We start from the raw sequence: 11,559 nt of genomic DNA on the forward strand, positions 1-11,559 counted from the left end.
CGCATAGGATGAACGGCAAAGGTCTTTGCTGCAAGCCATCTTAACTGACTAGTCACATCGCCCTGCGAAAGCCTCGGGCAAGGCCTCACTCGAACCACCCTCCGGCCTCCCTTGTGGACGATTTCGCCTCGGTAGCTTTTCCGTAAGCCAATACATGTGATCGACGCTATTGCCCTAGAAAATCCATTGAACGTCGGTCGCTCTGCGCCATGTACGTTTCGGGCATAGGTGGAGAAACACCGACCTCTAGCGCATCTAATAAATCCGCCCAATACTGCATCATCCTACGTCTCGGCTCGACGTATTCCGCATGATTGTACGCAGCCCGAATTTGATTGGCATCAGCATGGGAAAGCTGCGCCTCAATCCACTCTTCTACAAAGCCAACCTCGTTGAGCGCCGTTGAGATGGTGGCCCTGATGCCATGCCCGGTTAGCCTTCCTTTGTAACCCATGCGGCTGATAGCGGTGTTAAGGGTATTTTCACTGATCATTTTCTGCGATTCGTATCGGTGAACCAGCAAGTACCGCGCACCGCGCGCCTTTAACTGCATTAGCCGCTGCACAATTGCATTTGCTTGAGTAGACAGTGGAATCACATAAGGTGGGATCTCATTCCCCTGTGTTCGAACACGACTCCGGAGTTGCTTCACACCCTCCGGCGGCACCAGCCAGATCCCCTTGTCGAGGTGGAATTGGTCTGGCGTAGCCGCCCGCAGCTCTCCTGTACGAACCCCTGTCAGCAGCAATAGGCGAATACCAAGCCGAGTCGCTTCTGCACCCCCGTATTGGGTGACGGTCCTGAGCAGTCCTGGAAGTTCATTTACCTGGAGGAAGGGATTATGGCGAACTGGCCGCGGCGTCTCGGCAACGATATCAAGGTCTGCTGCTGGGTTCACATCAACGAGCCCTTCCGCCATGGCAAAACGAAAGATCTGGTTGAGCCAGGTGCGTACCTTTCGAGCAGAGACCAGCGCCCCTCTGCGCTCAATTCGCCTAATGAGCTCCAGCACGTCACCACGAGAAATATCTGAGATCGGGAGATCGCCCAAACACGGCAGCATGTCCTTCTTCAGGTATTTACTGGCTTGCCCTGCACTGCCCTTCCTACTTTTCGTCAGCTTTTTACTTCGGAACTCATGCCAGCGACCAGCAACCGCTTCAAACGTGTTGTTGGCGGCGTGAGAGGCTCTTTGGCGCTCAGCGCGACGATGTGATCGGGGGTCGATATTGCCGGCCACCAGCGCACGTGCAGCCTCTCTCCGCTGGCGAGCCTCCTTGAGGCTAACGTCAGGATAGGTGCCGAGGGAAATGCGCAACTGCTTGTCATGCCAATAGAAACGGAAATGCCAGCGTTTCGAACCCGTCGTAGGCACTTGCAGAGATAAGCCATCCCCATCAGTTAACGTATAGGGCTTGCTGGCGGGCTTGGCTTGCTTAATCGCTGTATCTGTCAGAGCCATCAGACACCTCCTTTTGCATCAAGGAGGGGAATACAATCCAGCGGTAGACGGACCAATACGAAAATTGATGCGCAAGGCATCGTAAAAGGCTGTGCCAGCGGTGTACTTAAATGTGTACTTAAAAACCGTGGCTGGAGATGGATTCCAGTGGAATTCAGAAAACGAAAAAAGCGGCTCAAGGCCGCTATTTCCGTGGCTTCCAGGCGTTCAGTGGGCCTTAGTGGAAGCAAATATGGCGCAGCGGACGGGACTCGAACCCGCGACCCCCGGCGTGACAGGCCGGTATTCTAACCGACTGAACTACCGCTGCGCGTAACACATGAAGCGAATGGTGGGTGATGACGGGATCGAACCGCCGACCCTCTGCTTGTAAGGCAGATGCTCTCCCAGCTGAGCTAATCACCCTTCGTCTCGGTGTGGCGCGCATTCTACGGAGCGACCTATAGTCTGGCAAGCACTTTCTTAAATCTTTTTTTTGAGGCCTTCCAATGGCTTAGGCAGGGTTGGCCTGGGGCGCTATCAAGAGAATAATGCCCCCCTTTGTATAAAGGAGAGACTCACCCCATGTGGTTCAAGAACCTGCTTATCTATCGCCTGACCCAAGATCTGCCTGTTGATGCCGAGGCGTTGGAAACTGCAATGGCCACCAAACTGGCGCGCCCTTGTGCAAGCCAGGAGTTGACCACTTACGGTTTCGTCGCGCCTTTTGGTAAAGGTGAAGACGCTCCCCTGGTTCACGTCAGCGGCGATTTTCTGCTGATTGCTGCGCGCAAGGAAGAACGCATCCTGCCGGGCAGCGTAGTGCGTGACGCACTTAAAGAGAAAGTCGAAGAGATCGAGGCCGAGCAGATGCGCAAGGTCTATAAGAAGGAACGCGATCAGATCAAGGATGAAATCATCCAGGCCTTCCTGCCGCGTGCGTTTATCCGCCGCTCGTCGACCTTCGCCGCCATCGCGCCGAAACAAGGCCTGATCCTGGTCAACTCGGCCAGCCCGAAACGCGCCGAAGACTTGCTGTCGACCCTGCGTGAAGTGATCGGCACCCTGCCGGTACGCCCGCTCACCGTGAAAACCGCGCCTACCGCGATCATGACCGACTGGGTCACCACCCAGAAACCGGCCAATGACTTCTTCGTCCTAGACGAATGCGAACTGCGCGACACCCACGAAGACGGCGGCATCGTGCGTTGCAAGCGCCAGGACCTGACCGGCGAAGAAATCCAACTGCATCTCACCACCGGCAAAGTCGTGACCCAACTGTCCCTGGCCTGGCAGGACAAGCTGTCGTTCATGCTGGACGACAAGATGACCGTCAAGCGCCTGAAGTTCGAAGACCTGCTGCAAGACCAGGCCGAGCAGGACGGCGGCGACGAGGCCCTGGGTCAACTGGACGCGAGCTTCACCCTGATGATGCTGACCTTCGGCGAGTTCCTGCCGGCGCTGGTTGAGGCACTGGGTGGCGAAGAAACTCCACAAGGCATTTAAGCCATGTGAAGAGAAAAATGTGGGGGCGGGCAAGCCCCACCCCACATTTGATCGCATGTGTACTTCAAGCATCCAACAACAAGGACATCCCCATGCGCGCACTCGCCGCCTTGAGCCGCTTCGTCGGCAATACCTTCGCCTATTGGGTGTTGATTTTTGCCGTGCTGGCCTTCCTCGAACCGAGCTGGTTCATCGGCCTGAAAAGCGCCATCGTCCCGCTGCTGGGCCTGGTGATGTTCGGCATGGGGCTGACCCTCAAACTCGATGACTTCGCCGAAGTCGCGCGCCACCCGTGGCGTGTGGCCCTCGGCGTGGTTGCACACTTTGTGATCATGCCGGGCGTGGCCTGGTTGCTGTGCCAGGTATTTCACCTGCCGCCGGAAATTGCCGTCGGCGTGATCCTGGTCGGTTGCTGCCCAAGCGGCACCTCATCCAACGTGATGACCTGGCTGGCCCGTGGCGACCTGGCATTGTCGGTGGCCATCGCCGCCGTCACCACCCTCCTCGCCCCGCTGCTCACGCCAGCATTGATCTGGCTGCTGGCCTCGGCCTGGCTGCCGGTATCGTTCATGGAGTTGTTCTGGTCGATCCTGCAAGTGGTGCTGCTGCCGATCGTGCTCGGCGTCGTGGCGCAACGCGTGCTCGGCGAGCGGGTTCGCCATGCGGTGGACGTATTGCCCTTGGTATCGGTGGTCAGCATTGTGATCATCGTCACGGCGGTCGTCGCCGCCAGCCAGGCGAAGATCGCCGAGTCGGGCCTGTTGATCATGGCCGTGGTGATGCTGCACAACAGCTTCGGCTACCTGCTGGGCTACTTCACCGGGCGCCTGTTCAAGTTGCCATTGGCACAACGCAAGTCGCTGGCACTGGAAGTGGGCATGCAGAACTCCGGGCTGGGCGCCGCGTTGGCCAGTGCGCACTTCTCGCCGCTGGCTGCCGTGCCGAGTGCGCTGTTCAGTGTCTGGCACAATATTTCCGGGGCGTTGCTGTCAACGTACTTCCGGCGCATGAGCGAGAAGGAAGACCGTCGTATCTTGGAGAACACCCCACAAACTTGATCGCCTGATCCGTTTTCGGCACTCTACGGGCTTCGCGGGGACGACCTCGCGACGCCAACGAGCGTTGAATCCGGGGACGACCCCGCCTGAATAAGCGAGGTCATCATGTCCTGGATCATTCTGTTTTTTGCCGGGTTGTTTGAAGTCGGCTGGGCCGTCGGCCTGAAATACACCGACGGTTTCAGCAAGCCACTGCCCACCGCCCTGACCATTGCGGCGATGGCCATCAGCCTCGGCCTGCTGGGCCTGGCCATGAAGGAGCTGCCGCTGGGCACCGCCTATGCCATCTGGACCGGTGTCGGTGCCGTGGGCACCGTGATTGCCGGGATTATCCTGTTTGGGGAATCCATGGCGTTGTTTCGGTTGGCGAGTGTGGCGTTGATTATCGCCGGCCTGGTGGGGCTGAAGATCAGCACATAGCATCAGAAAGATGGGCGCAGACGCCACTCTGCCCCATCACCCATTGAATATGACCGGCCTCCCTGAAGTGATGGATCACTCTAAGTAGCGCTGCCTCAAGGGTAGACGGAACTCCCCCAGCAGCGCGTTTTCATTAAAGGGCCAAGGATTGTAGGAGGTCGCCCTGGCGTAGGGTCCGGAGAAGTGATGGGGCCTATGGCTGGTAGGAAGCCCTACCGCTTGGCGCTCGTTGTTGGTTTCGTACACAGGCGTATTACCTTCGTAGTGTGTAAAAGTGTTACCTGATAGAAAGGTGCCTTCTCCGCCGTTGATTGCATGCGCCAATTCATGTTGTAAAACCACGATCGGGGGCCGCTGGCTACCCGTGATGAAGTTAGGCTGATAGGTGACAACCGGGGTTTTCGCCGGCACTCCGGGGATGCCGTTTGAGATATAGCCATTTGCCAGCCCCAAACGACGAATGTCATCATCGCGCGCATTTGCCCTGCCCGGGTCCGAATAGTGGTAAAAGCTGCCTTCGGAACCTTCCCGGATCGTGACAGGAGCATGGAGTGAGTCGATCTTTGCAAGCACCCCTTGCCCTACCGGCGAGCTTCTCATGGACTCCAGATCATCGTTCGTACGTTGTATGAATCGCTCAGAACCCGACACCCTGACACCCGTACGACCAACATTTAGCGGGGCTACATCGTAGAAATTCTTCAATGAGCGCAGTTGACTCAGATCGTCAGAATCGCGCTGCCCATATACCGTATCCTCTGCGTTATATGTCTGAACCGTGTCACTCCCCCGCCCCGTATAAATAACGTTGCTGTCACCCCCGAAGATGTAGTCATCACCTGGCCCGCCATGCAAAATATTGTGTCCCCTGCCGCCCGAAATGTAATCGTTACCCTCGCCGCCATCCACGTAATTGACTTTGCTATTCGAGCCGCCACCCGCACGCAACTCGTCACTGCCTCTGCCACCGTAGATCACCGCGTTGCCACTGCCCCCCGTTATAAAATCATTCCCGTCATTGCCCTCCGCGTAGCTCGGGCCACTGCCCAGGTTGATAACGTCAGAGCCGTCCCCCCCGTACACACTCGTCCTGCCCGCCCCTCCATAGACGGTGTCGTCACCCGCACCGGCATTGATGATGGTTTCCTGGCTACCTCCGTAATCGATGCTGACGCCATCGTTCCCATTGCCCGTATTAATCAAAACACGTTGCTGATTGCGAGGGTTTTCACCAAAAGGAATTGCGTATGAGTGTCCATTCACGTGGGCGAGAAGCCCACCGTCCTTCCCACGTTCAATATTGACGTTGTCATCCCCAGGACCCGTAGTGATTCTCAGGGTCTCCTTGGCCGAAGCAGAACCAGGCGAACTCTTGGAGTCGTATTGGATGCGAACGTTACCGTCATCGAACTGAGGTGCATTGACACGGGTCGTTCAGGAGCGCCGAAATCAATCGCGCCTCGACCGCCAATGGCCGCGCTCCGAACCTGTTCACGACTCGGTGCACTCTGGAAGTATGGACGGCCCTGCGAGGCATCAGCCTGCCTTGTGTGCCGCTGGAGGTCATTATCTCCCCCATAGGTAATCGGCACCTTCTCGGCAGGCCCGCCCCCTCCTCCTGACGGCTCAGTGACCGTGTTGTACATAAATGGCACATTGGCCGTGTAAGGCGCTGCGCGAGCGGCCTGTCTTGCCGGATCACTGGCGTCTCGATAAGCAGCGTTGCTTTTCTCATCCTCGCTGGAACCAGGCGATTGATGCGAAATAGGCGATGAGGGTGCAGTAGAAGAACTCATCCGGTACCTCCAGCAATGCGTGATGGGTGTACGACAAATAAGTGGGGTGGATGGCTGGAAACGTTCCTGAGAATAGAGCGGATGGCTCTCCTGTTGCCCGGAAACCAGGAGCTATTGTGCTGCTTGCCACCCTCTCCCGTAGCGAACAGCCCATAAATGTACCCGGTGTTGGTTAGCGCACCGCCCCCCGCAACTCCCCGACCACACCCTGCAGTTGGCTAGGTGTCGCCACCTGTGCCGCTATCGACTGGCCCGCCACCAACGTCACCCGCGACCATAATCGGCGAAACACCGCTTTTTTTGGATCGCGACTGAAAAAACTCCCCCACAGCCCCTGCAACGCCATCGGAATCACCGGCACCGGCGTCTCCTCCAGAATTCGCGTCACCCCGCCACGGAACTCGTTCATCTCGCCATCGGCGGTCAACTTGCCTTCGGGGAAGATACATACCAGCTCGCCTTCCTTCAGATACTGCGCAATCCGCGTGAAGGCCTTTTCGTAAATCTGGATATCTTCATGGCGCCCGGCAATCGGAATCGCCCCGGCGGTGCGGAAGATGAAGTTGAGCACCGGCAGGCGGTAGATCTTGTAGTACATGACAAAACGAATCGGCCGACGCACGGACCCTGCAATCAATAGCGCATCGACAAACGACACGTGGTTGCACACCAGCAAGGCCGCGCCTTCGTCCGGAATCAGGTCGAGGTTTTTATGCTCCACGCGGTACATGGAGTGGCTGAGCAGCCAGATCATGAAACGCATGGTGAACTCGGGGACGATCTTGAAGATGTAGGTGTTGACCGCGATATTGAGCAGCGACACCACCAAAAACAGCTCCGGGATCGGCAGTTTGGCCACACTCAGCAGCAGGATCGACACAATGGCCGACACCACCATGAACAGTGCATTAAGGATGTTGTTGGCGGCGATCACTCGCGCACGCTCGTTCTCGGCGGTGCGCGACTGGATCAGCGCGTACAGCGGCACGATATAGAAGCCGCCGAACACACCGAGGCCGAGGATATCGATCAACACCCACCAGGCCTGGCCGTAACTGAGCACCGCAAGCCAATCATTGGCCTGCACGTTCTGCGGGAAGCCGCCGGAGTGCCACCACAGCAGCAGGCCGAACACCGTCAGGCCGAATGAACCGAACGGCACCAGGCCGATTTCCACCTTACGCCCGGAGAGCTTTTCGCAGAGCATCGAGCCAAGGGCGATGCCCACCGAGAACACCGTGAGGATGAGGGTCACCACGGTTTCATCGCCGTACAACCATTCCTTGGCGTAGGCCGGGATCTGGGTCAGGTAGATCGCGCCGACAAACCAGAACCACGAGTTGCCGACAATGGAGCGCGACACCGCCGGTGTCTGCCCCAGGCCCATGCGCAGCGTGGCCCAGGACTGGGTGAAAATATTCCAGTCCAGCCGCAGTTGCGGGGTAGACGCCGCCGCCCGTGGAATGCTGCGGCTGGCCAGGTAACCCAGCACCGCCACGCCGACAATCGCCACCGCCACAATCGGCGCGTAATGGGTGGACGACATCATGATCCCGGCGCCAATGGTGCCGGCCAGGATCGCCAGGAACGTGCCCATCTCCACCAGGCCATTGCCGCCGACCAACTCATCGTCGCGCAGGGCCTGGGGCATGATCGAGTACTTCACCGGGCCGAACAGCGCCGAGTGGGTGCCCATGGCAAACAGCGCCAGCAACATCAATTCGAGGTGGTTGGTCAGGAAGCCCGTGGCGCCCACGGCCATGATCACGATCTCGCCGATCTTGATCGCGCGAATCAACGCGTCCTTGTTGAATTTCTCGCCAAACTGCCCGGCCAGCGCCGAGAACAGGAAGAACGGCAGGATAAACAACAAGGCGCACAGGTTGACCCAGATCGAGCGATCACCGTCGATGGTGAGCTTGTAGAGGATCGCCAGGATCAGCGATTGCTTGAAAATGTTGTCGTTGAAGGCGCCCAGCAACTGGGTGATGAAAAACGGCAGAAAGCGCCGCGTGCGCAGCAAGGTGAATTGCGAGGGGTGGCTCATCGTCCGTGTTCCTGCGTGGCCTTTATTTATCAGGCCACGACTTTACCTAATCCCGCTTACTTATTCGCTAACCCTGCAATGCATGGCGAAACAAAAAGCTCACCTTTATAGGCGCCCTGCACGGTGCGCTTGGCGACGATCAGCCACATGAGCGCCAATGCCACCACCAGCGCACTGCCAAACAGGCTGAAGAATGCCAGGTGCAGCACATTCGCCAATTTGAGCGTGGCCAGGGCGTACACGCCCAACGGGAAGGTAAACCCCCACCAACCCAGGTTGAAGGGAATGCCGGCGCGCAGGTAACGCAGGGTGATCAGCACCGCGATCAACATCCACCACAAGCCGAAGCCCCACAGGGTTACCCCCGCGATCAAGCCGATGCCGTTGGCGATCTCGCCCACACCCGGCAAGCCGTTGGCGGCGAAGATCGCGGGCGCGTCGCCACCGAGCAGCAACATGCCCAGGGCGCCGGTGCCAATAGGGCCGAGCGCCAACCAACTCGACGCGGCCATGTTGGCGTGGGGCAGTTTATGCAGGGCCATGCGCAACATCAGGATGGTCAAGATGCTGAACGCCACCGGCAGGGAGAACGCCCAGAGTACATAGCTGGTCACCAGCATCACCAGTTGCGAATGGGCGTGCGCCAGATGCGGCGCCAGCAAGCCTCCGCTGGCCGCGGCGACTTCGGCGGCGACCACCGGCAACAGCCACACGGCGGTCATCTGGTCGATGCTGTGTTCCTGGCGGGTAAACATCATGAACGGGATCAGCACGCCGCAGGCCAGGGCCATTGCGACGTCCAACCACCACAGGAATTCGGCCACCGGAATCACATCAGCGCCCCAACGCGGCAGGCCGAACAACAGCAAACCGTTGAGAATCGTCGCCAACCCCATGGGAATCGTGCCAAAGAACATCGAAACCGTGGAATGCCCGAAGATCCGCCGCGCCTCGTGGAAAAACATCACCCAGCGCGCGGCATACAAGACGCTGAACAGGATGAACAGCCCTATGGTAAACATCCACAGGCCTTCAGCGATGGTGTGCAATACGGGCAGATTGACCGGCAATTGCGCCAGTGCCAAAGCCAGCACTCCCGTGCCCATCGTTGCGGCAAACCAATTGGGGGTGAACTGGCGGATCACTTCCCGAGGCCGGGTCAGGTGACTGAAGGGTTTGTAGCTGATGGTGTTCGAGCAGGTCATGATGAAAATCCTCTTCCTCGCATGAGGTTGGGACCATCATAGAACCTGATCGAATATCTATATAACGGGTAATATCTCTAACTGTTATCTACTTTGCAGATATTCGATTGACGTGAAGTGTCCTGCACTCTCAACCCCACCAGTGCACCCAGGGCCAATACAATCAGCACCGCGCCGTAGCCGTCGGTGGTCACGATCAGGCCGTAACTGCGGATCAGGTTGCCCGCCAGCAACGACGGCAGGCAGAACGCCAGGTAACTGAGCACATAAAACGCCGACATCAACCCGGCTCGTTCATGGGGCAACGCCAACGGCACCACGCTGCGCAACGCCCCGAGAAAGCCTGCGCCGAAGCCGCTGCCGGCGATCAGCGTGGCGATAAAAAACAACGACAGGCTGGCGCTGTGTACCGCCGTCAGGATCAGCGTCACCCCCACTGCCAGCAATGCTGCGCCAAGGCGCAGCACCTTGTCGGCCGGGCGATTGCGCAAGGTGAAGATCATCAGCGCCCCGCTCAACGTCAGCACCGCGACCAGACCGCCACCGATGAGGTTGGATGTGGACCCCGTCGCCGCCCGCACCAACGAAGGCGCCAGGGACAAATAGAACCCACCCATCGCCCACACCGCCACATCCACCGGCAACGACAACCACAGCGCCCGGCGTGCCTGGGGCGGCACATGCAGGGTTGGCCGCAGCGATGCCCATGCACCCGGAATACGGCTGACGGTTTCCGGCAGGCGCCACACATACAGTGCCTGCACCAACATCAGTGCCAGCAGCGCCGCGTAGACCAACTGCGTCGGCAATGGCGCGAACTCCACCAGCAAACTGCTACCCATCGCCCCGCACGCCATCCCCAGCAACGGCGCCACACTATTGACCAATGGCCCTTGCTGGCGGTCGGTATCCAACAGCGCCGCGCCCAGCACCGCCGTGGCCATGCCGGTGGCAAAGCCCTGTAACGTACGCGCCGCGATCAGCCAGGCCACGCTGTCTTCATTGATAAACAGCAGCATCGCCAACATATTCAGCAGCAGCGCAGCAAAAATCACCGGCCTGCGCCCCAGGTGGTCCGACAGCGAACCCACCGTCAACAGCGCCGCCAGCAGGCTCAGTGCGTATACACCGAAGATCAGCGTGAGCATACCCGCAGAAAAATGCAGGCCTTGCTGATACAGGTGATACAACGGCGTCGGCGCGCTGGACGCGGCCAGGAATGTCAGCAAGGTGATCGCCAGAAACACCAGGCTGGAACGGTGGGAAATAGGACTGGACATCGGCACGCTCCACTAAAGCTAATATATTGCTTTTATGGAGTGTGCGACTGACCAGCGCTTAAAGCAAATTCTTTGTGTTAAGGTCATAAACATGGCGATTAAAGAAGGCCTCCGCCCGGGGGGCCGTAGTGCCCGGGTACAAGAATCCGTTCATTCGGCCGTGCGTGAGCTGCTCGGAACCCACGAGCGCTCCAGCGTCACCGTGCCGATGATTGCCACTCGCGCAGGCGTCACGCCGTCGACCATCTACCGACGCTGGGGCGACCTCTCCGTACTCCTGGCCGATGTGGCCCTGGCGCGCATGCAGCCTGATAGCGAGCCGGCCAACACCGGCAGTCTGCGCGGCGACCTGCAAGCCTGGGCCGAGCAGTATCTGGATGAAATGAGTTCAGAACCGGGGCGCAACATGATGCGCGACGTGCAATGCAGCGTGACGCCTGGGTATTGCGTGAGCATATTGAGTGGGCAGCTTCAGGCGATTGTCGAGCGCTACCCGGATGACAACCCGCCCAGCGTCGACCGCCTGATCAACTTGCTGGCGGCGCCGACAGTGTTTCGGATTCTGTTTTCGACGGCACCGTTGGCGGCTGAAGAACTGCCTGCACTGATTGAACTCGCCTTGAGGAGATAAAAGCCTCACCCATAACCCAATGTGGGAGGAGGCAAGCCCCCTCTTATCAAACATAAAATAAGTTACTGATTTTAAAGAGTTAAAAAACCACCTCTGAAACTGAGATTTTGTAGGCCGCCACCAGTTTGACTGCGCGACAGCGCCTACGTCGAAAAGGTAGTGGGGGCTTCCTACA

Annotated in this window: 9 protein-coding genes and 2 tRNA genes; 4 read left to right on the top strand and 7 right to left on the bottom strand. The window is 58.6% G+C overall.

Annotated elements, in window-relative coordinates; all coding sequences use genetic code 11:
• Nucleotides 1–166: 166 nt before the first annotated feature.
• The 3 genes from IQK56_RS25025 to IQK56_RS25035 form a co-directional block, all read right to left on the bottom strand.
• The gene (locus IQK56_RS25025) at nucleotides 167–1,462 is read right to left on the bottom strand and encodes a tyrosine-type recombinase/integrase (RefSeq protein WP_193864070.1); all 1,296 of its coding nucleotides are present in this window, start codon (nucleotides 1,460–1,462) and stop codon (nucleotides 167–169) included.
• Between the two features lie 233 nt (nucleotides 1,463–1,695).
• A tRNA-Asp gene (locus IQK56_RS25030) sits at nucleotides 1,696–1,772 on the bottom strand.
• Between the two features lie 19 nt (nucleotides 1,773–1,791).
• Nucleotides 1,792–1,867: transfer RNA gene (locus IQK56_RS25035), tRNA-Val, on the bottom strand.
• 159 nt (nucleotides 1,868–2,026) lie between these two features.
• Here IQK56_RS25035 and rdgC point away from each other — a divergent pair.
• The 3 genes from rdgC (at nucleotide 2,027) to sugE (ending at nucleotide 4,425) form a co-directional block, all read left to right on the top strand.
• Entirely contained in the window at nucleotides 2,027–2,947 is a 921-nt protein-coding gene (gene rdgC, locus IQK56_RS25040) for a recombination-associated protein RdgC (RefSeq protein WP_193864071.1), read from the top strand.
• A 92-nt stretch (nucleotides 2,948–3,039) separates the two neighbouring features.
• On the top strand, nucleotides 3,040–4,005 hold the full coding sequence (locus IQK56_RS25045) for a bile acid:sodium symporter family protein (protein WP_122306765.1): 966 nt from the start codon (nucleotides 3,040–3,042) through the stop codon (nucleotides 4,003–4,005).
• A gap of 105 nt (nucleotides 4,006–4,110) precedes the next feature.
• Nucleotides 4,111–4,425 (top strand): quaternary ammonium compound efflux SMR transporter SugE, encoded by a 315-nt coding sequence (sugE, locus tag IQK56_RS25050; RefSeq protein ID WP_150675789.1) that lies wholly within the window; start codon nucleotides 4,111–4,113, stop codon nucleotides 4,423–4,425.
• A 75-nt stretch (nucleotides 4,426–4,500) separates the two neighbouring features.
• On the opposite strand, the gene IQK56_RS25055 is transcribed toward sugE, so the two are convergent.
• From IQK56_RS25055 to IQK56_RS25070, 4 genes are all read right to left on the bottom strand, one after another.
• The gene (locus IQK56_RS25055) at nucleotides 4,501–5,688 is read right to left on the bottom strand and encodes a M91 family zinc metallopeptidase (protein WP_341869542.1); all 1,188 of its coding nucleotides are present in this window, start codon (nucleotides 5,686–5,688) and stop codon (nucleotides 4,501–4,503) included.
• 705 nt (nucleotides 5,689–6,393) lie between these two features.
• Nucleotides 6,394–8,268 carry an MFS transporter gene (locus tag IQK56_RS25060; RefSeq protein WP_193864073.1) on the bottom strand — a complete coding sequence of 625 codons (1,875 nt, stop codon included), beginning with the start codon at nucleotides 8,266–8,268 and terminating at the stop codon, nucleotides 6,394–6,396.
• Nucleotides 8,269–8,324: 56 nt separating this feature from the next.
• Complete coding sequence (locus tag IQK56_RS25065) at nucleotides 8,325–9,473, bottom strand: TDT family transporter (RefSeq protein ID WP_122306767.1); 1,149 nt, start codon at nucleotides 9,471–9,473, stop codon at nucleotides 8,325–8,327.
• A gap of 77 nt (nucleotides 9,474–9,550) precedes the next feature.
• On the bottom strand, nucleotides 9,551–10,753 hold the full coding sequence (locus IQK56_RS25070) for an MFS transporter (RefSeq protein ID WP_193864074.1): 1,203 nt from the start codon (nucleotides 10,751–10,753) through the stop codon (nucleotides 9,551–9,553).
• Nucleotides 10,754–10,844: 91 nt separating this feature from the next.
• Between IQK56_RS25070 and IQK56_RS25075 the strand changes: the two genes are divergently transcribed.
• Entirely contained in the window at nucleotides 10,845–11,384 is a 540-nt protein-coding gene (locus IQK56_RS25075) for a TetR/AcrR family transcriptional regulator (RefSeq protein ID WP_122306769.1), read from the top strand.
• Nucleotides 11,385–11,559 lie beyond the last annotated feature (175 nt).

Source organism: Pseudomonas cyclaminis, from assembly GCF_015163715.1.
Taxonomy (GTDB): Bacteria; Pseudomonadota; Gammaproteobacteria; order Pseudomonadales; family Pseudomonadaceae; genus Aquipseudomonas; species Aquipseudomonas cyclaminis.

What these genes read in the sequence shown, in the direction of transcription:
- IQK56_RS25025 (WP_193864070.1), bottom strand. Translation starts at nt 1,462, where the DNA reads ATGGCTCTGACAGATACAGCGATTAAGCAAGCCAAGCCCGCCAGCAAG.
- rdgC (WP_193864071.1), top strand. Translation starts at nt 2,027, where the DNA reads ATGTGGTTCAAGAACCTGCTTATCTATCGCCTGACCCAAGATCTGCCT.
- IQK56_RS25045 (WP_122306765.1), top strand. Translation starts at nt 3,040, where the DNA reads ATGCGCGCACTCGCCGCCTTGAGCCGCTTCGTCGGCAATACCTTCGCC.
- sugE (WP_150675789.1), top strand. Translation starts at nt 4,111, where the DNA reads ATGTCCTGGATCATTCTGTTTTTTGCCGGGTTGTTTGAAGTCGGCTGG.
- IQK56_RS25060 (WP_193864073.1), bottom strand. Translation starts at nt 8,268, where the DNA reads ATGAGCCACCCCTCGCAATTCACCTTGCTGCGCACGCGGCGCTTTCTG.
- IQK56_RS25065 (WP_122306767.1), bottom strand. Translation starts at nt 9,473, where the DNA reads ATGACCTGCTCGAACACCATCAGCTACAAACCCTTCAGTCACCTGACC.
- IQK56_RS25070 (WP_193864074.1), bottom strand. Translation starts at nt 10,753, where the DNA reads ATGTCCAGTCCTATTTCCCACCGTTCCAGCCTGGTGTTTCTGGCGATC.
- IQK56_RS25075 (WP_122306769.1), top strand. Translation starts at nt 10,845, where the DNA reads ATGGCGATTAAAGAAGGCCTCCGCCCGGGGGGCCGTAGTGCCCGGGTA.